The following is a 19,228-nucleotide window of genomic DNA, read 5'->3' as shown; positions in this document are numbered from 1 at the left end:
CGACCAGGAGGGGCAGGTTCGGCAACGTGCGGGCGGGGGCCATGAAGAGGCAGGCGCGAGGGGGCGGTCCCGTGGCCGTCGAGGCGTCCTCGGCGAAGGCGGGGGAAGAGACCGACACCATCACGGATCGGGCGTACGCGTCCCAGCTCAGGCGCAGGCTGGGACGGGCGGACCTCAGGGCGGTGCCCGAGGCGCGCCGGGAACTGCGCGAACTGCTGCGGCACTGGGGCAAGCCCGGCCGCTCGGAGATAGCCGAACTGCTCACCAGCGAACTCGTCACCAACGCGCTGGTGCACACCGACGAAGACGCCGTGCTGACCGCCGTCGTCTCGTCGCACGGACTGCGCGTGGAGGTACGGGACTTCGTGGCCCGCAGGCCGCGCCCGTGCGCACCGGACACGGGGGACGGCACCCACGGCCGGGGGCTGGTCCTGGTCGAGTCCCTCGCGGACGCCTGGGGCGTACGGCCGCACGGGGTGGGCAAGTCGGTGTGGTTCGAACTCGGCGCCGAGGCCGCCTGAGGCGGACCCGAGACGGCAACGGGGCGGGGGCGTGACCCGTGTGGTCACGCCCCCGCCCCGGGGTACGTCGAGCGCCCCGAAGGGGCGCGGGGAACCGGGCGGCCGGCCACGGCGGAACCGCGGTGAGGCGCCGGCCCAGGCGCAGGGCGCCTAGCCGAACTGCTGCTCCAGGTCCTTGAGCTTGCGCTCCAGGGAGTCCAGGCGCGGCAGGGCCATCGTGTCGTCCTCGGCCGTGAGGTCGACGGTGACCTGCTCAGTCCCCTTGCGAACCGGCTGAAGGGACGGCCGAGAGCGTACGGGCAGTGGCTCCGGCGCGGATATGGCAGGCTCCGCGGTGGCCTGCGCGGGGCCGCGCTCCACGGCCTGCATCTCGACCTGGCGGGCGCCCGTGCGGCCGACGAAACCGCGGTGGCCCCGGCTGATGGCCTTCAGCTGGGCACGCTCCACCCGCTGCTGGTCGCGCCGGCGCTGCCGCGCCTCCTCCTTCTGCCGACGGTCGTCGCGGACCTCCTCGACGGCCTCGTCCAGGCTGCGCACGCCCTCCAGGAGCATCAGCGACCAGGCCCGGTAGGTCTCGCGGGGAGCCCGCAGCCAGCGCACGATGCGGATCTGCGGCAGCGGACGCGGCACCAGTCCCTGCTCGCGCAGGGCGGCACGGCGGGTCTGCTTCAGCGCGCGGTCGAACAGGACGGCCGCGGACAGCGACATGCCGGAGAAGAACTGGGGGGCGCCGTCGTGACCCGCGCCCCTCGGCGCGTGCACCCAGTTGAACCAGGCCGCGGCCGCCGCGAACATCCAGACCAGTATCCGGGAACCGAGGGCCGCGTCACCGTGGCTTGCCTCGCGCACGGCGAGGACGGAGCAGAACATCGCCGCGCCGTCCAGGCCGAACGGCACCAGGTACTGCCATCCGCCGGTCAGCCCGAGGTTCTGCTCGCCGAAGCCGACCAGGCCGTGGAAGGACAGCGCGGCCGCCACGGCCGCACAGCAGAACAGCAACACGTAGGAGGCGGTGCCGTAGACGGCCTCTTTGCGTCTGCGACGCTCCTCGCTGCGCTCCCAGGAGTCGTCCGCGCTCGCGTTCTCCCCGGAGGAGCGCTTGCCGCGCGCGAGCACCGCCACCGCCGCCAGCATGCCCAGGAGCAGTACGGCGCCGGGAAGCAGCCAGTTCAGCGATATGTCGGTCAGTCTCATCAGGGGTCCCTTGCATTGGGATAGGGCGTAACGCCCGCCATAGTGGCCCACTCCCGAGGACCCTCAGGGGGTTTCGGGGCAAGAGGCCGTCATAAATATGCAAGGGGATGCCCACGACGACGTTCTGCTCGAACTGCCGCGTGAGGGGCGGGAGTTGAGTTCGAATAAGACTACCCGTACGGATGGTTCCTCGGAAAGTTCCCGCGACGGGTGGGGGAATGGTGAATGACCAGTCCGGGGGTTGTCCGGGGTGGGTGGTCCGGCCCCGAAGATCCTAGAGGAACCGGAGGCGTGTTCATGACCTGAGACAGCGTCAAGAAGCAGTCAGCGCCGGGAGTTTGGCAACCGTTGCGGGATTGGTCATGTGATCGTCGTGCGGGTGTGCGGGTGTGCGGGTGTGCGGGTGTGCGGGTGTGCGGGTGTGCGGGTGTGCGGGTGTGCGGGTGTTGGGGTAGGTGGGGCGCAGGCGCCTCTCGGATGCGCGCGCGGCACACGTAGCGGCGCGCGTCCGCGTCTCCGCGCCCACGAGTCCGCCTCGCGGTTCCGTGCCCGGGTCTTCGTGCCGGCGCCTTCGTCTCCGTGTCCGCGTCTCCGGGCCCGCGTCTCCGTGTCTCCGTGTCCGCCGCGAGCGGCCGGGGGTGGCCCGACGGCGCGGCAACCATGGACGGTGTTCCACGGACGGTCTTCGGCGGACGGTGTTCGGCGCGCGGTGTTCGGGAGACGAGTCGGCCGGTGGGGTGTGGCGGTGCGGCCCGAGGCCCGAGGGCCGCGGCGACGTTCGGGTGGGTCCGGGTGGTCCGAGTGGGTTCGGGGTCCGTGGTCGCACAGCAGCTGTGCCTCGTCCCGGGCGGTAAGGGTGTCGAGCCGCTGCCGCCCGCCGCGGGCCCCGTCGGCGGTGACTCATCTCTCACCTGCGGGCCTGGGCTCCACCGGATCGAGGGCGACCATGGCCGGGCCCGGATGGATTCCGGCGGGTCGGGCATGCGCGGCGGTGGGCGGTCAGGCCGTGGCGGGCACGGCGGATCGCCGATCGCCAGGAGGGGGTGAAATCTCAGAGGCAAGCCTAGCCTTACCTTCTCTTCGGGGAGTTTGAACCGCCGTCTTGTGCGCCTAAGGTGCTTGACGGACAAGTGACAACCCGCCGTTAATGACCCAAGTGCCGACCGGTCGGAGGAGGACCCCGTGAAGCAGGGCGTGCACAGCCCCGCCGGGGCACAGGGCGCCGCCCGGGTGCCTGCGCAGCAGCGTGCGCGGGACGTGGCCCGGGAGTGGGACACTGCCGTGCCGGGCGCACGGGGCGAGCACACGCACGCCGAGCAGCCGATCCCACGGCCGCGGGCCGTCGTGCAGCGCTCGTCGGTGCGCGGACAGATCCTGGACGCGCTGCGGACGGCGCTGGTGGCGGGTGAGCTGCAGCCGGGGGAGGTCTACTCGGCGCCGGTCCTCGGCGAACGCTTCGGGGTCTCGGCGACGCCGGTGCGCGAAGCCATGCAGCAGCTTGCTCTGGAGGGCGCGGTCGAGGTCGTGCCCAACCGCGGCTTCCGGGTCGTCGAGCGGGGGGCTCGGGAGCTGGCCGAGCTGGCCGAGGTGCGGGCCCTGATCGAGGTCCCGGTGATGCTGCGGCTCGCCCACACGGTGCCGGGCGAGCGATGGGCCGAGCTGCGGCCTCTCGCGGAGGCGACGGTACGTGCGGCCTCCACCGGCTGCGCGGCGACGTACGCGGAGTCCGACCGGGCCTTCCACCGGGCGGTGCTCACCCTGTCGGGCAACGCGCAGCTGGTGCAGGTCGCGGAGGATCTGCACCGGCGGTCCCAGTGGCCGCCCGTGGACGGCCCGGTCCGGCACGGCCGCGCGGACCTGGTGGCGGACGCGGCGGAACACACGGCGTTGCTGGAGGCGCTGATCGCGCAGGATCTCGACATCGTGCGGAAGCTGGTGGGCGAGCACTTCGCGGGCGCGCGCTGAGCGGGTCCTGCCGGGAGGGCCGCCGGGCGCGGTGCGTCTGCCGGTGCGGCCCGTCCGCCGGGTGCGGTCCGCCGTGGCCGCTCGCGCAGTTCCCCGCGCCCCTCCAGTGCCTGGGCTCGTTGCCATGGCAGTGCTGCCGGGGCTCGGTGAGGGGTGGTGGCCCGCGTCTTCACCTAGGCTTCTGGGCGCCGATGTGCGTGCGGGCCTCCTCGATCCACCCCGACACGGCCTTGGCGCCGCAGCTCTCGGCGACCGACTCTGCCTCGTCGAGTCGGCGGAGCGCCGTCGAAGGGTCGCCGGTCTCGGCCGCGAGGTAGGCCAGCGCCACCAGGCCGGCCGCCTCCCCGGGCCTGAAGCCGATCTCCCGGCGCAGTGCCACCGATGCGGTGAACCGCTCACGCGCCTGGTCGAAGCGGCCCGCGTCCTTGTCGGCGAAGGCGAGATGGCGTATCGCGTAGGACATCGTCATCCGGTCGTCGACGGACCGCGCCAGCGCGTACGACCGCTCGAAGTACGGCATGCCGGTGGCGCCGTCGCCCTTGACCACCTGGTGCCAGCAGCCGACCCAGAACAACGCGTTCGCCTCGCCCGACACGTCCCCCAGACGCCGGTACAGCTCGGCCGCGCGCTCGAACAGCACGAGTTCCCGGCCGTCCTCCTCGCGGTCGTTCAGGAAGCGGACGTGCAGCACCTTGCCCCGTGCCATGGCGAGCTGCGCCTCGACCCCGTCGAGCAGGTCGTCGGACCTGTCGAGCGCGGACGCGTCCCCGCCGAACATCGCCGCTTCGAACAGCTCTCCCGCAGGCCCGGTCCAGTCCTGCTCGTGCATGTCCTGCCCCTCCCCGTCGGACGATGACCGTGCCGAGGGTAACTCCGCGCTCCCGGGGGCAGCCGGGAATGTCCCGGGCGCGGCTCCCGGACCGTCCTCGCCCCGGGTGCTAGGCCGTCGCCGCCCCGGCCGCCGGCGGTGACAACTGGCGGGCCAGCCATGTGGGGACACCCCCGAGCAGGCGGAACAGCCGCCCGGCCTCCTCCCGCAGCCGCGACGCCTCCGGCTCGGACTCCGTGTCCGCCAAGGACGCGAGCGCGGGGGCCGTACCCACCAGATAGCCCAGCTCCTCCCGGATCCTCAGGGACTCGGCGAATCCGTGCCGAGCCTCGGCCAACTCGCCGTCCCGTAGGGCGAGTCCGGCCAGATGGCGCCAGGTGAAGGAGAGGAGCAGCGGGTCGGCGTGCGCGCTGGCGCCCGCGTGGGCCCGGCGGTAGGCGGCGCGGGCCGCCTGCGGCGAGCGGGTGAGGTTCTCGGCCAGCAGCCCCCTGCGGAAGTCCAGCAACGCCCGTGTCGCACCTCCCGGAGGGATCAGCGCCGCCGCCCGTCCGAGCGCGGCCCGCGCCTCGTCCGCCCGGTCCCGGACGGTGTGCAGCGTGGCGGCGTAGGCGAGTTGACCGCGCTCGCAGGCGGCGGCCCCGCGCTCCTCGTCGGTGTGTGCCAGCGCCTCGGCCGTACGCAGTGCGTCCTCGGCCTCCTCCCAGCCCCGCTCGGTGTACAGGCACCGTTCGACCAGGAGCGCGGCCCGCTGCAGCGAGGCCGTCGGGGTGTCGGGTGGCAGCAGGGCCGCCGCATCCGCCCAGCAGGCCCGTGAGCGCAACCGCCACACCGCGGTCTGGAGAGGATCGTCACCGGCGGTCGTTCCGTTACCAGACATGGCGGAATGCGCCACGTTGCCCTCCCCGAGCACGCCATCGAGCTGTTGAGTGGTGGCGGCATTCCAGCACCAATGCCCGGGCCGGGCCAAGGGGGTGGGTGAAAGATTTCACAAAGTAGTGGGGCATTGGCGTGACTTGGTTTCGCCGCCCCACACCCGTGTCGGCTCAGCTCATGCGCAGTGCCAGGAAGAAGTCCAGCTTGTCCTCCAGGCGCGACAGGTCCCGTCCCGTCAACTGCTCGATACGGCCGACCCGGTAGCGCAGCGTGTTGACGTGCAGGTGGAGCCGGGTGGCGCAGCGGGTCCAGGAGCCGTCGCAGTCCAGGAACGCCTCCAGGGTCGGGATCAGCTCGGCCCGGTGGCGGCGGTCGTAGTCCGTCAGGGGGTCCAGCAGACGGGCGGTGAAGGCGCGGCGGACGTCGTCCGGGACGAACGGGAGCAGCAGGACGTGCGAGGCCAGTTCCTGGTGGCCGGCCGCGCACACGCGGCCGGGACGGGCCGCCGCCACCCGGCGGGCGTGCCGGGCCTCCTCCAGCGCGCCGCGCAGCCCCTCCGCGGAGTGCACGGCCGCACTCACGCCGAGGGTGAGCCGCCCGTCGTCGTTCAGGCCCGCCGACAGCGGCTCGCGGACCGCCTGCAGGAGCGCGTCGGCCAGCAGGCCGGTCTCCGAGCCGTCGTGCTCGGTGGAGACCGCGGGCAGGGGTACCAGGGCGATCGCCTCGTCGCCCGTGTGCGCGACGGCGATACGGTCCAGGGGCTCCGGGCCGGTGGCCTGCGGATCGACCAGGACCTCCTCCAGCAGCGCCTGGGCGACCGGGCCGGCCTCCTCGTCGCTGCCCTCCCACTCGACGCGGGCCACGACCACCTGCCAGTGCGGGGCCGCCCCGAGCCCGGGCAGCAGCACCGGCGCGGCCACCCTGAGGCGTGCGGCGATCTCGGCGGGAGCGGCGCCCGTCTGCACCAGCTCCAGCACCTCCTGGGCGAGCCGGCGCCGCACCGTGCGCGCCGCGTCCCGGCGGTCCCGCTCGACCGCGATCAGCTGGGTCACGCCCTGGAGCAGGTCCAGGCGCTCGTCCGGCCAGTCGCCCGCGTCCGCCTCGACGGCCAGCAGCCAGTCCGACAGGACCGTCTCCCGGACGTCCCGGGCGGCCTGCGGGGAGCGGCCGGAGGAGCGGATCGGGAAGAGGGCGTAGGGGGCGCCGCCCAGCAGCACCCGGTGAGGTCCGCGGCGGCCCGTGCGGGCGGCCGCCAAGTGCTCGGCGGCGAGCTTCGCGCAGGTCTCCGGCGGCAGGGCCGGGCCCGCGACCTTGGGGCCGGCGATCAGCCGGCCGGTGGGGGAGAGCACCCAGGCCCGCAGGTCCAGGTCGGAGCCGAGCAGGTCCAGGACCACGTCCGGGCCGCCGCCCGCCGGTCCCGAGGTCATCATCCTGCGGTGCCGGTCCACCACGGCCGCCAGGTCCCCGGCCCGCTCGCCGGACACCTGCCGCACGACGTGCTCGGTGATCGTCGCGAAGGCCACCGACTCGTGCACCGCGAACAGTGGCAGCCGGTGCCGTACGCAGGCCAGCACCAGGTCGTCCGGCACATCGCCCAGCTCCGCCTCGCCGGCCGCCAGCGCCGCCACCCCGCTCTGGACCAGGATGCGCACGAACGGCTCGGAGTCGTCCGCGTCCCGGCGCCAGGCCAGGCCCGTCAGCACCAGCTCGCCACCGGAGAGGTAGCGGCTCGGGTCGCGCAGGTCGGTGGTCATCACCCCGCGTACCGATCGGTCCAGCTCGTCCTCGCCGCCGAGCAGCCGCAGGCCCAGCGCATCGGTGTCCAGAAGTGCGCGAAGCCGCATTTCGTCGCCGCCGTTCTATGTCTCGAAACCTACGATGAATCTTGATGGGTGACGGGGGAGGGACCCGGCGCGGAGGCGCACAGGCCGTACTCCGGGGTCGTCGGGGCTGTGTCCTGCGTTTCCCGAGGAAAACGGAGAGGTTACCGATGACCTCCGTTCATACGAATCTACAAGATGGTCACCGTGGCCAGCCAACTCCTTCATGGTTTCGGTGACTGACCTCGCCGGAGCACGGAGCGGTGTACTAAGTCCACTCCGCGTTAACAGGACATGAACGAGCCGGGCCCGCCGCACACGGATTGGCTCAATACGTACGACCCACGAGACGAAGAAGAAGAGAGCCGGTCATGGACTTCCTTCGCCCCGCCAGCTGGGAGGAGGCGCTCGCCGCTAAGGCCGAGCACCCCACCGCTGTGCCGATTGCGGGTGGCACCGATGTGATGGTCGAGATCAACTTCGACCACCGCAGGCCCGAGTACCTGCTCGACCTGAACCGCATCGGCGACCTCACCGAGTGGGAGGTCGGCGAGGACACCGTCCGGCTGGGTGCCTCCGTCCCGTACACCAGGATCATGCAGAATCTCCGTGCCGAGCTGCCTGGTCTCGCGCTCGCCTCGCACACGGTCGCCTCCCCGCAGATCCGCAACCGCGGCGGCGTCGGCGGCAACCTCGGCACGGCCTCGCCCGCCGGTGACGCCCACCCCGCCCTCCTCGCGGCAGGCGCACAGGTCGAGGCGGAGTCGGCGGCCCGCGGCACCCGCCTGATCCCGATCGACGAGTTCTACACCGGCGTCAAGCGCAACGCGCTCCAGCCCGACGAGCTGATCCGCGCCGTGCACATCGAGAAGGCGGACGGCCCGCAGCAGTACTCCAAGGTCGGCACCCGCAACGCCATGGTCATCGCGGTGTGCGCGTTCGGCCTCGCCCTGCACCCCGAGACCCGCACCGTCCGGACCGGCATCGGCTCCGCCGCCCCGACGCCCGTGCGGGCCAAGACGGCCGAGGACTTCCTGAACGCGGCGCTCGAAGAGGGCGGCTTCTGGGACAACGGAAAGATCATCACCCCGTCGGTCGCCAAGCAGTTCGCGGACCTGTGCTCCGCCGCCTGCAACCCGATCGACGACGTCCGGGGCACCGCCAGCTACCGCCGTCACGCGGTCGGCGTCATGGCCCGCCGGACGCTCACCTGGACCTGGGAGTCGTACCGCGGCACCCGCCGCGCCTCGGAGGGAGCTGCGTAATGCGTGTCAACTTCACCGTCAACGGACGTCCGCAGGAAGCAGACGACGTCTGGGAGGGCGAGTCCCTGCTGTACGTCCTGCGCGAGCGGCTCGGCCTGCCCGGCTCCAAGAACGCCTGCGAGCAGGGCGAGTGCGGCTCCTGCACGGTCCGCCTGGACGGCGTCCCGGTCTGTTCCTGCCTCGTCGCGGCCGGCCAGGTCGAGGGCCGCGAGGTCGTCACCGTCGAGGGCCTCGCGGACTTCGCCAAGCAGCGCGCCGAGGGCGGCTGCGCGACCGGCGCCTGCGGCACCTCGCTCGACGCGGCCAAGGGATGGCAGGCCAAGGGCACCGACTCGCAGACCGGCGAGGGCACCGAACTCTCCCCGATCCAGCAGGCGTTCATCGACGCCGGCGCCGTCCAGTGCGGCTTCTGCACCCCGGGTCTGCTGGTGGCGGCCGACGAGATGCTGGAGAACAACCCGAACCCGACCGACGCGGACATCCGCGAGGCACTGTCGGGCAACCTGTGTCGCTGCACGGGCTACGAGAAGATCATGGACGCGGTCCGCCTGGCGGCCGCACGCCAGTCCGAGGGGGTCTGACATGCCGGCCAACGGCGCTCCTACGAAGATCACGCAGGGCTCACAGACCAAGGGCGGCATCGGCGAGTCCACGCTCCGCCCGGACGGCACCCTCAAGGTCACTGGCGAGTTCGCGTACTCGTCCGACATGTGGCACGAGGACATGCTCTGGGGCCAGATCCTGCGCTCCACCGTCGCGCACGCCGAGATCGTCTCCATCGACACCGGCGAGGCCCTGGCCACGCCCGGCGTCTACGCGGTCCTGACCTACGACGACCTGCCCACCGAGGTGAAGAACTACGGCCTGGAGATCCAGGACACCCCGGTCCTCGCCCACGGCAAGGTGCGCCACCACGGCGAGCCGGTCGCGATCGTCGCCGCCGACCACCCGGAGACGGCCCGCCGCGCCGCCGCCAAGATCAAGGTGGAGTACCGGGAACTGCCCGTCATCACCGACGAGGCCTCCGCCACCGCGCCGGACGCGATCCTCGTCCACGAGGGCCGCGACGACCACCACATCGGCCACGTCCCGCACCCGAACATCGTGCACCGCCAGCCCATCGTCCGCGGCGACGCGGACGAGGCCGCGAAGCGGGCGGACGTGATCGTCCGGGGCGAGTACACCTTCGGCATGCAGGACCAGGCCTTCCTCGGCCCCGAGTCCGGCCTCGCCGTGCCCGAGGAGGACGGCGGCGTCCACCTCTACATCGCCACCCAGTGGCTGCACTCGGACCTCAAGCAGATCGCCCCGGTCCTCGGCCTGCCCGAGGACAAGGTGCGCATGACGCTGGCCGGCGTCGGCGGCGCGTTCGGCGGCCGCGAGGACCTGTCGATGCAGATCCACGCCTGCCTGCTGGCGCTGCGCACCGGCAAGCCCGTCAAGATCGTCTACAACCGGTTCGAGTCGTTCTTCGGGCACGTCCACCGCCACCCGGCGAAGCTGTACTACGAGCACGGTGCCACCAAGGACGGCAAGCTCACGCACCTGAAGTGCCGGATCGTCCTGGACGGCGGCGCCTACGCGTCCGCCTCCCCGGCGGTCGTCGGCAACGCGTCCTCGCTGGCCGTCGGCCCGTACGTCGTCGAGGACGTCGACATCGAGGCCATCGCCCTCTACACCAACAACCCGCCCTGCGGCGCCATGCGCGGCTTCGGCGCGGTCCAGGCGTGCTTCGCCTACGAGGCCCAGATGGACAAGCTGGCGAAGAAGCTCGGCATGGACCCGGTGGAGTTCCGGCAGCTGAACGCCATGGAGCAGGGGACCATCATGCCGACCGGGCAGCCGGTCGACTCCCCGGCCCCGGTCGCCGAACTGCTGCGCCGCATCAAGGCGATGCCGATGCCGCCCGAGCGCCAGTGGGAGTCCAGCGAGGGCGCCGACGTTCGGCAGCTGCCCGGCGGTCTGTCCAACACCACGCATGGCGAGGGCGTCGTACGCGGTGTGGGCTACGCGGTCGGCATCAAGAACGTCGGCTTCTCCGAGGGCTTCGACGACTACTCCACCGCCAAGGTGCGCATGGAGGTCGTCGGCGGCGAGCCGGTCGCCACCGTGCACACCGCGATGGCGGAGGTCGGCCAGGGCGGTGTCACCGTCCACGCGCAGATCGCCCGCACCGAGCTGGGCGTCACCCAGGTGACCATCCACCCGGCCGACACCCAGGTGGGCAGCGCCGGTTCGACCTCGGCCTCCCGGCAGACGTACGTCACCGGCGGCGCCGTGAAGCACACCTGCGAACTCGTCCGCGAGAAGGTCCTGGAGATCGGCCGCCGCAAGTTCGGCACCTACCACCCCGCCTGGGCCACCGCCGAACTCCTGCTGGAGGGCGGCAAGGTCGTCACCGACGGCGGCGAGGTCCTCGGCGACCTGGCCGACGTCCTGGAGGGCGAGAGCGTCGAGATCGAGGCGGAGTGGCGGCACCGGCCCACCGAGGCCTTCCACCTGCACACCGGCCAGGGCAACGGACACGTCCAGTACTCCTTCGCCGCGCACCGCGCGGTCGTCGAGGTCGACACCGAACTCGGCCTGGTCAAGGTCATCGAGCTGGCCTGCGCCCAGGACGTCGGCAAGGCGCTCAACCCGCTCTCCGTCATCGGCCAGATCCAGGGCGGTACGACCCAGGGCCTGGGCGTGGCGGTGATGGAGGAGATCATCGTCGACCCGAAGACCGCGAAGGTCAGGAACCCCTCCTTCACGGACTACCTCATCCCGACCATCCTCGACACGCCGACCATCCCGGTCGACATCCTCGAACTCGCCGACGACCACGCCCCGTACGGGCTGCGCGGCATCGGCGAAGCCCCGACCCTGTCGTCCACCCCGGCCGTCCTCGCGGCGATCCGGAACGCGACCGGGCTGGAGCTCAACCGCACTCCGGTGCGGCCCGAGCACCTGACGGGGACCGCGTAACACCCCAGCTCTCCGGGCGGCGCAGGGAACGTCACACACTCCGCCGCGCCGCCCGGAGGAACCCCTTTGAGTTCCGCTCCGCTCGCGGTCCTTGAAGTACCAGGAAATTCGTTCGTCTCGGGCCGTCCCCCGGGTCGTCCATTCCCAAATCCCGTGACCGTCAGGGCGGTTGCACGGGTGCCCCTGTGAACCTTGGGAGATGGCACCATGACCCAGCAGTCAGTGGAGCCCAGGACCGCAGCCGACGACGCGGGCGATGGCAGTCGCGTCCCGGCAGGGCGGTCCTGGCTCGACCGGTACTTCCACATATCCAGAAGAGGATCGTCGGTCTCGCGAGAGGTCCGCGGCGGCATCACCACCTTCATGGCGATGGCCTACATCCTCCTGCTCAACCCCCTCATCCTGTCCGGCAAGGACGCGGCGGGGGACACGATGGGCCAGAAGGCCCTGATCACCGCGACCGCGTTCGCGGCCGCCTTCACCACACTTCTGATGGGCTTCGTCGGCAAGGTGCCACTGGCCCTCGCCGCCGGCCTCTCCGTCTCCGGCGTGCTGTCCTCGCAAGTCGCCCCGCAGATGACCTGGCCGCAGGCCATGGGCATGTGCGTGATGTACGGCGTCGTCATCATGCTGCTGGTCGTCACCGGCCTGCGCGAGATGATCATGAACGCGATCCCGCTCGCGCTCAAGCACGGCATCACCATGGGCATCGGTCTGTTCATCGCCCTCATCGGTTTCTACAAGTCCGGCTTCGTGCACCAGGGCAAGGCCACCCCGGTCAGCCTCGGCCCCGCGGGCCAGCTCACCGGCTGGCCGGTGCTGCTCTTCGCCGGCACCCTTCTGCTGATCTTCATGCTCCAGGCCCGGAACATCCCCGGCGCCATCCTCATCGGCATCATCTCCGGCACCGTCGTCGCCGCGGTCCTCAACGCCACCGGCGTCATCGACCCCAAGCAGTGGGCGAACGGCGCCCCCGAACTGCACGGCGGCGCGGTCTCGATGCCCGACTTCTCGCTCTTCGGCCACGTCGAGTTCGGCGGCTGGGGCAAGGTCGGCGCGATGACCGTCGGCATGATCGTCTTCACCCTGGTGCTCGCCGGCTTCTTCGACGCGATGGCCACCATCATCGGCGTCGGCACCGAGGCCGAACTGGCCGACGACAAGGGCCGCATGCCGGGCCTGTCCAAGGCGCTGTTCATCGACGGTGCCGGCGGTGCGATCGGCGGCGTGGCGGGCGGCTCCGGCCAGACCGTCTTCATCGAGTCGGCGACGGGCGTCGGCGAGGGCGCCCGTACCGGTCTCGCCTCGGTCGTCACCGGTCTGTTCTTCGCGGCCTGTCTGTTCTTCACCCCGGTCACCGCGATCGTCCCCCAGGAGGTCGCCTCCGCCGCCCTGGTCGTCATCGGCGCCATGATGCTGATGAACGCCCGGCACGTGGACTGGGCCGACCGGGCGACCGCCGTCCCGGTCTTCCTGACCGTCGTCCTGATGCCGTTCACGTACACCATCACCTCCGGTGTCGCCGCGGGCGTCATCTCCTACGTGGCCATCAAGACCGCCCAGGGCAAGGCCCGCGAGATCGGGGCCTTCATGTGGGGGCTCACGGTCATCTTCCTGGTGTACTTCGCGCTCCATCCCATCGAGGGCTGGCTCGGCGTGCACTAGCCGCCGCGCCGAACCCCCTTCCCCACCACCCCGTTAGGAGACCGAGAGATGCTGGACATCGCCGAAGAGCTCAACCGGTGGGTCGAGCAGGGCCGTGACTTCGCCGTGGCCACCGTGGTGGCCGTCGGCGGCAGCGCCCCGCGCCAGCCCGGCGCCGCCCTCGCGGTGGACGCCGACGGCACGGCCATCGGCTCGGTCTCCGGCGGGTGTGTGGAAGGTGCCGTGTACGAGCTGTGCCGACAGGCGCTGGAGGACGGCGAGACCGTCCTGGAGCGCTTCGGGTACAGCGACGAGGATGCCTTCGCCGTCGGCCTGACCTGTGGCGGCATCATCGACATCCTCGTCACGCCGGTCCGGGCGGACGGTCCCGCCCGGCCGGTGGTCGCGGCCGCGCTGGCCGCCGCCGCGCGTGGGGAGGCGGCGGCGGTCGCGCGGGTCGTGACGGGACCGTCCGAGCTGATGGGCCGGGCTCTGCTCGTGCGGCCCGACGGCTCCCACGAGGGCGGCTTCGGCGCCCACCCGGAGCTGGACCGCACGGTGGCCGCCGAGGCCGGCGCCTTCCTGGACGCGGGCCGCACCGGCACCCTGGAGATCGGCGAGCAGGGCTCGCGCTGCGGCGCGCCGCTCACCGTCCTGGTGGAGTCCTCCGTCCCCGCTCCCCGGATGATCGTCTTCGGTGCGATCGACTTCGCCTCGGCCCTGGTGCGGGTCGGCAAGTTCCTGGGCTACCACGTCACGGTGTGCGACGCCCGTCCGGTGTTCGCCACCCGCACCCGCTTTCCCGAGGCCGACGAGATCGTCGTCGAGTGGCCCCACACCTACCTGGAGCGCACCGAGGTCGACGGCCGAACGGTCCTGTGCGTCCTCACCCACGACGCCAAGTTCGACGTGCCGCTCCTCCAGCTGGCCCTGCGCCTGCCGGTCGCCTACGTCGGGGCGATGGGCTCCCGCCGCACCCACCTCGACCGCAACGACCGCCTGCGCGCGGTCGGGCTCGGCGAACTCGAACTGGCCCGACTGCGGTCCCCGATCGGCCTCGACCTCGGCGCCCGTACGCCGGAGGAGACGGCGCTGTCGATCGCCGCGGAGATCGTCGCGAACCGGCGCGGCGGCAGCGGGGTGGCCCTCACCGGTGCCCACACCCCGATCCACCACGACCCGGCCTCGCGTCCGGCGGGGCTGATCGGGTCGGTGGCCTGAGGGCCGGGGCCCCGGAACGCAGGTGGGGAATGCAGAGAGCGGCAGCTCGAAGGGTGTTGCACGAGGATGATTGATCACATCCTTGTGCAATTTTCTTTGGGTAGCCAACCGACGACTTCCTCCCCATTCCACTTGCGGGAATGAGGCCGCGCCCTGTCCTGAAACAGGGTGGCCCACGATGTGGCGCTTCCCGGTCGTGTATCCGGCTTCACAACCGTTGACCGGCCACTGGACGTCGGGTCCATGTACCGTCGTTGCATCGGGCGGTGGCACCCGTGGGCGCCTGCTGTGAGCCGCCCGAGGACGTAGAAGAACTGGGCAGCGAGTGGGCCGAGATCCACCGATGAGTTCCGCCGACCGTGCCGGTCTACCAGAACGTTCGCCATCGAGCCACCGACTGGAGACCCACCATGACCCATCCCGCCCACCCCGGCCGCATGCTGTTCGTGAACATCCCCGTGGCAGACCTCGAGCGCAGCAAGGCGTTCTTCGCCAAGCTCGGATTCAGCTTCAACCCGATGTTCACCGACGAGACCGCCGCCTGCATGCTGGTCGGCGAGCATGCCTTCGTCATGCTGCTCGGCCGCGAGAAGTTCGCGGAGTTCGCGAAACTGCCGATGGCCGATCCCACCACGCACACGCTGGCGCTGTACTGCTTCAGCGTGTCATCCCGCGATGAGGTCGATGCTGTCAGCGCCGCTGCACTCGCGGCGGGCGGCTCCGAGGCGGACGGCGCCGAGGACCACGGCTTCATGTACTCGCGCAGCTTCTTCGACCTCGACGGCCACGGCTGGCAGGTCATGTGGATGGACCCGGCGGCGGTGGAGCAGGGCCCCGAGGCGTTCGCGGCCTCCGGGCAGGACACCGACGCCCCGGCCTGACCCGCCACCGCGTTCCGCACGTGCGCCGTCGTCGCGCGGCACGGGCAGCGGCGAGCCGCTTCGGCAAAGTCATCGGGCAGGTAGTCGTGGTCGTAGGCCTTGTCCGCGACCACGACGTACCACTCGCCCACCAGGTCTGCTGATGGGTCCCGACGCCTCGTGGCAGGGCCGTTCACCTGCGTTCGTCCCAGTACCGCGAAGGGGACCGCACCATGACGTGGGCGATCGTGAACCCTGTCAGGATGCGAACCTGCGCACACGGCTCCGGAGGCCATCACGCCTGCCTGAGCAGGCGGTTCACCGCCCGTCCGAACACCGTGCGGGCCGTGCCCTCCAAAACGCCGTCGAGCAGGCGCGGCAGGAAGCGGATGCGCAGCTCCTCCCGCCACACCACCCGCGTACGTCCGCCGGGCCCCGGCCCGACCTCGATCTCGGCCCAGCCGAGGACGATCCGGCCGCGTTTCTCCAACCGGCACAGCCCGGGCTCGCCGTCCAGCGGCGGATGCCAGATGGTGACTTCCATGGGATCGTTGAAGGCAAGGGGGCCGAGGCCCGAACGGGCCACGAAGCGCGTGCCCTCCCGGGTCGGCGCAGGAGTGATCACGGTGACCCGGGTCAGCGGAACCACGGCACCGTGGCGGGGCCACTCCGTGAGCCGACGCCACGCCTCTTCCATAGGAAGCGGGGCCGTGCGTTCGAAAGAGAAGGTGGGCACGGCACGATCGTAGGGAATGGGCGCCGGTCACCTGCGCCTTCGCCCCGGGATCACCCACTCGGTGCAGCCGGACGTCCGTGAGAAGTCGTATCCGGAAACACTCGGTGCGCCAGGCGGAGGAACGACGGTCGCCCCTTTACCTTTCCTGCCATGGGCGGACAATTCGCCCGCCCGCAGGGGGAGTTGATCAACATGCCACTGAAGACCTACGGCGTCCTGACGGCCCGGGCCATCGGTACCCGGCGCGAGGGCGCGCAGGAAACCCCGCATTACCAGATCCACCTCACCGACGACCACGGAACGCACTACCGCGCCGCGGTCAATGTGCTCTCCCAGCAGGCACCCGCCGACCTGCTCTACCTGGTCGCCGACGACTTCCGGCACCCGGTGACCGGCCGCCTGGAGGAGCTGTCCAGCGGCTGGAACCCGCTGCTGCCCGGTCCAGGCGGCCCGAACCTCGACTTCGTGCGTGGCAACCTCTTCGATCCGGCCGGCCTGCGCACGCTGCCGCCGGACGTCGTGGGCCCCGACAACGATCTCGCGGACCTCCTCGACCACTATGTGCGGCGCGCGGTGGACGACGCGGACGCACGCCTGCACCTCTTCGGCGCCCGCTTCGGCCCCGAACCGCACGTCAAGGACAAGGTGTTCGGGTTCCTGCCCGGCAACGGGGTCCACGACATCCACATGAACCAGGGCAACAGCGGGCGCTTCATCGGCGACGACGGGGTCTGGCAGGACGGCGGGCTGCTGCTGCACTTCCCCGGCCAGTCCCGCTGGGTCGGGATCTTCCTCGCCTTCCAGAGCCAGTCCTGGCACACCGACGACACCACCGGCCGCCCCCTCGGCGGGGTCGACGGCACCCGGCCCGAGCCCGGCACGCGGCCCGTGCGGATCGTGGCGGCGCTCGTCAACCCCACGGGCCCCGCACCCGAGGCGGAGACCGTGACCCTCCTCAACGCCTCGCCCGCGCCGGTCGACCTGACCGGCTGGCGCGTCGTCGCCCGTGAGGGCGGGGGTGCGCCGGTACCCGCCGCGGCACCCCTGGCGCCGGGCGACTCTCGCGCCGTCCCCCTCGCCGACGGCAGCCGACTCGGCAATCATGGCGGCGAGATCACCCTCCTCGATGCGGCGGGCCTCAAGGTGCACGGCGTCTCGTACACCGCCGAACAGGCCGCGCGTGAGGGCTGGTCCGTGGTGTTCTGAGCCGCGGCGCGTCAGGGCCGGTACACCTTCCCCGGCTCCGCCTTGCCGGGCGCCAGCAGCTGAGGCACCGTCACGAAGACGTATCCGCGTGCCTTGAGGGCGTCGATGATGCCGGGTACGGCGGGCACGGTGCCCTGGTAGATGTCGTGGAGCAGGATGATCCCGTCCCGGGACGACTGCTCCAGGACCCGCTTCTTGATCAAGGCGGAGTCGGTGGTCGCGTAGTCGCTCGCGGTCACGCTCCACAGCACCTCGGCCATGCCCTGCTCCTTGGCGATGCGGTGCACGTCGGCGTCGGTGCGCCCCTGCGGCGGGCGCATCAGGGTGGGCCTGCGCCCGATGAGCCGCTCTATCGCGTCGTTCGGCCGCTTGAGCTCCTCGCGTATCTCGGCGTCGGAGATCCGGGTGAGGATCTTGTGGTCCCAGGTGTGGTTCGCGACCTCGTGGCCCTCGGCCGCCATCCGCTTGACCAGCTCCGGGTACTTCGCGATGTGCCGCTTGCCGAGCAGGAAGAAGGTGGCCGGGACCTTCTTCTCCTTCAGGATGTCCAGCAGCCGCGCGGAGTTCTCGCTGGGCCCGGCGTCGAAGGTGAGCGCGATGCACTTGGCCTCGCGGCAGTCGACGGTCCCGAACCGGGCCGGTGCCCCGTGCGCCGCCTCGGCGCGCACCGAGCTGGGTGCGGTGGTGTCGACCTGCGCACAGCCGGTGGCGGTCAGCGCCAGGCAGGCGGCGGCAGCGGCGAGCACGGCCGGACGCAACCTGCGGCGCCCTCGGTGCATCTTCTTGGGTGCCGGGTTCGTCCCGGTCGACGTCGGAGAAGGCATGCCGGAACTATACACAGTGTGTATAGGTCATCTGTTCGAGGCCCCATGGATGTCCCGGCGACCGGCCGGAGGCCGTAGCACCATGGAGGTACGGGGGAGGAGAGGACCCCGCAGAGAGGACGAGCCCATGCGCTTCCGGGACCGTGCCGAGGCCGGACGGGTACTGGCCGGCCTGCTGAGCGACCTGAGCGGGCGGGGTGAACTGCCCGACCCTCTTGTCCTGGCCCTGCCCCGCGGCGGCATCGCCGTCGCCGCACCCGTCGCACGGGCCCTCGGCGCCCCGCTCGACGTCCTCGTGGTCCGCAAGATCGGCGCCCCGCACCACGAGGAGTTCGCCGTCGGAGCCCTCGCCCCGGGCGACGCGCCCCTCTTCGACCCGGACACCCTCGACCACCTGGGCCTGACCGAGCAGCGGCTCGCCCCCGTCGTGGAGCGCGAACGGCGCGAGCTGGCCCGGCGCGAGCAGCGCTACCGCGGCGACCGGCCGCCCCTGGACCCGACCGGCCGTACCGTGATCGTCGTAGACGACGGCCTGGCCACCGGCGCCACCGCCCGCGCCGCCCTGCGCCACCTGCGCAACCGGGCCCCGGCCCGGATCGTCCTGGCCGTCCCGGTCGGTGCCCCCGACTCCCTCGACCGGCTCGCCGCCGAGGCCGACCTGGTCATCTGCCCGCACCGGCCCGCCGCCTTCAGCGCCGTCGGCCAGTGGTACGACGAATTCGAGCAGCTCACCGACGCCGACGTGCTCGACGTCCTCCACGCGCTGCACACCCGCTGAACGGCCGGGGAGCGAGGATGCCCGAACTGGCCGAGGAGGAGGCACGACGCCGGTTCACCGCGGCCCGCGTCGCCCGGCTCGCCACCGTCGGCCCGGCGGGCCGCCCCCACCAGGTGCCGGTGGTCTTCGCCGTGCACACCGCCGACGGCGCCGACCGGCTCGTGACCGCCGTCGACCACAAGCCCAAGACCACCACCCGCCTCGCCCGGCTCCGCAACATCGCGGCACACCCGCCGGTCTGCCTGCTCGCGGACGCCTACGACGAGAACTGGGACCGCCTGTGGTGGGTCCGCGTCGACGGCGAGGCCCGCATCCTGCCGCCCGCAGCGGACGACCCCGCCGTACGGCACGCGTACGAGAGCGCCGTGGGACTGCTGAGCGCGAAGTACCCGCAGTACCGGGACCGTCCGCCGGCCGGGGCGGTGATCGCCGTCACGGTGCGGCGGTGGACCGGATGGGAGGCCCGTGGGGCCGCCCGGGACGGCGATCACCGCCCCGGCACCCCGTGACAACCCCGTGCACACC

At 71.8% G+C, this 19,228-nt stretch carries 17 protein-coding genes; 11 read left to right on the top strand and 6 right to left on the bottom strand.

Translation table 11 applies throughout. The annotated features are described in order from the left end of the window. Positions 1 to 71: 71 nt before the first annotated feature. Complete coding sequence (locus ACFZCP_RS09825; RefSeq protein WP_391425702.1) at positions 72 to 521, top strand: ATP-binding protein; 450 nt, start codon at positions 72 to 74, stop codon at positions 519 to 521. 150 nt (positions 522 to 671) lie between these two features. Here the strand turns inward: ACFZCP_RS09825 and ACFZCP_RS09820 are convergent, their stop codons facing one another. Beyond that, complete coding sequence (locus tag ACFZCP_RS09820; protein ID WP_362684941.1) at positions 672 to 1,715, bottom strand: DUF2637 domain-containing protein; 1,044 nt, start codon at positions 1,713 to 1,715, stop codon at positions 672 to 674. A 1,182-nt stretch (positions 1,716 to 2,897) separates the two neighbouring features. On the opposite strand from ACFZCP_RS09820, the gene ACFZCP_RS09815 reads away from it, so the two are divergent. Then, positions 2,898 to 3,680: an FCD domain-containing protein gene (locus ACFZCP_RS09815; RefSeq protein WP_391425700.1), complete on the top strand. Its 783-nt coding sequence runs from the start codon at positions 2,898 to 2,900 to the stop codon at positions 3,678 to 3,680. A gap of 169 nt (positions 3,681 to 3,849) precedes the next feature. Here ACFZCP_RS09815 and ACFZCP_RS09810 read toward each other — a convergent pair whose 3' ends face one another. The 3 genes from ACFZCP_RS09810 to ACFZCP_RS09800 form a co-directional block, all read right to left on the bottom strand. Then, complete coding sequence (locus tag ACFZCP_RS09810; RefSeq protein WP_391425698.1) at positions 3,850 to 4,509, bottom strand: tetratricopeptide repeat protein; 660 nt, start codon at positions 4,507 to 4,509, stop codon at positions 3,850 to 3,852. 109 nt (positions 4,510 to 4,618) lie between these two features. After that, entirely contained in the window at positions 4,619 to 5,401 is a 783-nt protein-coding gene (locus ACFZCP_RS09805) for a hypothetical protein (protein ID WP_391425695.1), read from the bottom strand. A 151-nt stretch (positions 5,402 to 5,552) separates the two neighbouring features. After that, positions 5,553 to 7,226 carry a PucR family transcriptional regulator ligand-binding domain-containing protein gene (locus ACFZCP_RS09800; protein WP_391425693.1) on the bottom strand — a complete coding sequence of 558 codons (1,674 nt, stop codon included), beginning with the start codon at positions 7,224 to 7,226 and terminating at the stop codon, positions 5,553 to 5,555. A gap of 347 nt (positions 7,227 to 7,573) precedes the next feature. On the opposite strand from ACFZCP_RS09800, the gene ACFZCP_RS09795 reads away from it, so the two are divergent. The 6 genes from ACFZCP_RS09795 to ACFZCP_RS09770 all read left to right on the top strand — a co-directional run bounded on the left by ACFZCP_RS09795 (position 7,574) and on the right by ACFZCP_RS09770 (position 15,180). After that, positions 7,574 to 8,467 (top strand): FAD binding domain-containing protein, encoded by an 894-nt coding sequence (locus ACFZCP_RS09795; RefSeq protein ID WP_362684956.1) that lies wholly within the window; start codon positions 7,574 to 7,576, stop codon positions 8,465 to 8,467. After that, positions 8,467 to 9,048: a 2Fe-2S iron-sulfur cluster-binding protein gene (locus ACFZCP_RS09790; RefSeq protein WP_391425691.1), complete on the top strand. Its 582-nt coding sequence runs from the start codon at positions 8,467 to 8,469 to the stop codon at positions 9,046 to 9,048. Before ACFZCP_RS09795 ends, ACFZCP_RS09790 begins: the two co-directional genes overlap by 1 nt. Before the next feature lies 1 nt (position 9,049). Further along, the gene (locus ACFZCP_RS09785) at positions 9,050 to 11,434 is read left to right on the top strand and encodes a molybdopterin cofactor-binding domain-containing protein (RefSeq protein ID WP_391425689.1); all 2,385 of its coding nucleotides are present in this window, start codon (positions 9,050 to 9,052) and stop codon (positions 11,432 to 11,434) included. 207 nt (positions 11,435 to 11,641) lie between these two features. Next, a complete protein-coding gene (locus ACFZCP_RS09780; RefSeq protein ID WP_391425688.1) occupies positions 11,642 to 13,099 on the top strand; it encodes a solute carrier family 23 protein in 1,458 nt (485 codons plus the stop codon). A gap of 48 nt (positions 13,100 to 13,147) precedes the next feature. Further along, the gene (locus ACFZCP_RS09775; protein WP_362684968.1) at positions 13,148 to 14,299 is read left to right on the top strand and encodes an XdhC/CoxI family protein; all 1,152 of its coding nucleotides are present in this window, start codon (positions 13,148 to 13,150) and stop codon (positions 14,297 to 14,299) included. A 410-nt stretch (positions 14,300 to 14,709) separates the two neighbouring features. Continuing rightward, a complete protein-coding gene (locus ACFZCP_RS09770) occupies positions 14,710 to 15,180 on the top strand; it encodes a VOC family protein (RefSeq protein WP_391425686.1) in 471 nt (156 codons plus the stop codon). 274 nt (positions 15,181 to 15,454) lie between these two features. Here ACFZCP_RS09770 and ACFZCP_RS09765 read toward each other — a convergent pair whose 3' ends face one another. Further along, the gene (locus ACFZCP_RS09765) at positions 15,455 to 15,856 is read right to left on the bottom strand and encodes an SRPBCC family protein (protein WP_391426190.1); all 402 of its coding nucleotides are present in this window, start codon (positions 15,854 to 15,856) and stop codon (positions 15,455 to 15,457) included. Between the two features lie 231 nt (positions 15,857 to 16,087). Between ACFZCP_RS09765 and ACFZCP_RS09760 the strand changes: the two genes are divergently transcribed. Then, on the top strand, positions 16,088 to 17,101 hold the full coding sequence (locus ACFZCP_RS09760; RefSeq protein ID WP_391426189.1) for a DUF2278 family protein: 1,014 nt from the start codon (positions 16,088 to 16,090) through the stop codon (positions 17,099 to 17,101). 11 nt (positions 17,102 to 17,112) lie between these two features. On the opposite strand, the gene ACFZCP_RS09755 is transcribed toward ACFZCP_RS09760, so the two are convergent. Beyond that, positions 17,113 to 17,880: a polysaccharide deacetylase family protein gene (locus ACFZCP_RS09755; RefSeq protein ID WP_391426186.1), complete on the bottom strand. Its 768-nt coding sequence runs from the start codon at positions 17,878 to 17,880 to the stop codon at positions 17,113 to 17,115. A gap of 172 nt (positions 17,881 to 18,052) precedes the next feature. Between ACFZCP_RS09755 and ACFZCP_RS09750 the strand changes: the two genes are divergently transcribed. Both ACFZCP_RS09750 and ACFZCP_RS09745 read left to right on the top strand, forming a co-directional pair. Then, a complete protein-coding gene (locus ACFZCP_RS09750; protein WP_391425684.1) occupies positions 18,053 to 18,703 on the top strand; it encodes a phosphoribosyltransferase family protein in 651 nt (216 codons plus the stop codon). A 17-nt stretch (positions 18,704 to 18,720) separates the two neighbouring features. Next, complete coding sequence (locus ACFZCP_RS09745; protein ID WP_391425683.1) at positions 18,721 to 19,212, top strand: TIGR03668 family PPOX class F420-dependent oxidoreductase; 492 nt, start codon at positions 18,721 to 18,723, stop codon at positions 19,210 to 19,212. Positions 19,213 to 19,228 lie beyond the last annotated feature (16 nt).

Origin of the sequence: Streptomyces sp. NPDC007971, assembly GCF_042958635.1 — a bacterium.
Taxonomy (GTDB): Bacteria; Actinomycetota; Actinomycetes; order Streptomycetales; family Streptomycetaceae; genus Streptomyces.
This window is presented reverse-complemented; position numbering and strand designations above follow the sequence as displayed.

What these genes read in the sequence shown, in the direction of transcription:
- ACFZCP_RS09820 (WP_362684941.1), bottom strand. Translation starts at nt 1,715, where the DNA reads ATGAGACTGACCGACATATCGCTGAACTGGCTGCTTCCCGGCGCCGTA.
- ACFZCP_RS09810 (WP_391425698.1), bottom strand. Translation starts at nt 4,509, where the DNA reads ATGCACGAGCAGGACTGGACCGGGCCTGCGGGAGAGCTGTTCGAAGCG.
- ACFZCP_RS09800 (WP_391425693.1), bottom strand. Translation starts at nt 7,226, where the DNA reads ATGCGGCTTCGCGCACTTCTGGACACCGATGCGCTGGGCCTGCGGCTG.
- ACFZCP_RS09795 (WP_362684956.1), top strand. Translation starts at nt 7,574, where the DNA reads ATGGACTTCCTTCGCCCCGCCAGCTGGGAGGAGGCGCTCGCCGCTAAG.
- ACFZCP_RS09790 (WP_391425691.1), top strand. Translation starts at nt 8,467, where the DNA reads ATGCGTGTCAACTTCACCGTCAACGGACGTCCGCAGGAAGCAGACGAC.
- ACFZCP_RS09785 (WP_391425689.1), top strand. Translation starts at nt 9,050, where the DNA reads ATGCCGGCCAACGGCGCTCCTACGAAGATCACGCAGGGCTCACAGACC.
- ACFZCP_RS09780 (WP_391425688.1), top strand. Translation starts at nt 11,642, where the DNA reads ATGACCCAGCAGTCAGTGGAGCCCAGGACCGCAGCCGACGACGCGGGC.
- ACFZCP_RS09775 (WP_362684968.1), top strand. Translation starts at nt 13,148, where the DNA reads ATGCTGGACATCGCCGAAGAGCTCAACCGGTGGGTCGAGCAGGGCCGT.
- ACFZCP_RS09770 (WP_391425686.1), top strand. Translation starts at nt 14,710, where the DNA reads ATGACCCATCCCGCCCACCCCGGCCGCATGCTGTTCGTGAACATCCCC.
- ACFZCP_RS09765 (WP_391426190.1), bottom strand. Translation starts at nt 15,856, where the DNA reads ATGGAAGAGGCGTGGCGTCGGCTCACGGAGTGGCCCCGCCACGGTGCC.
- ACFZCP_RS09760 (WP_391426189.1), top strand. Translation starts at nt 16,088, where the DNA reads ATGCCACTGAAGACCTACGGCGTCCTGACGGCCCGGGCCATCGGTACC.
- ACFZCP_RS09755 (WP_391426186.1), bottom strand. Translation starts at nt 17,880, where the DNA reads ATGCACCGAGGGCGCCGCAGGTTGCGTCCGGCCGTGCTCGCCGCTGCC.
- ACFZCP_RS09750 (WP_391425684.1), top strand. Translation starts at nt 18,053, where the DNA reads ATGCGCTTCCGGGACCGTGCCGAGGCCGGACGGGTACTGGCCGGCCTG.
- ACFZCP_RS09745 (WP_391425683.1), top strand. Translation starts at nt 18,721, where the DNA reads ATGCCCGAACTGGCCGAGGAGGAGGCACGACGCCGGTTCACCGCGGCC.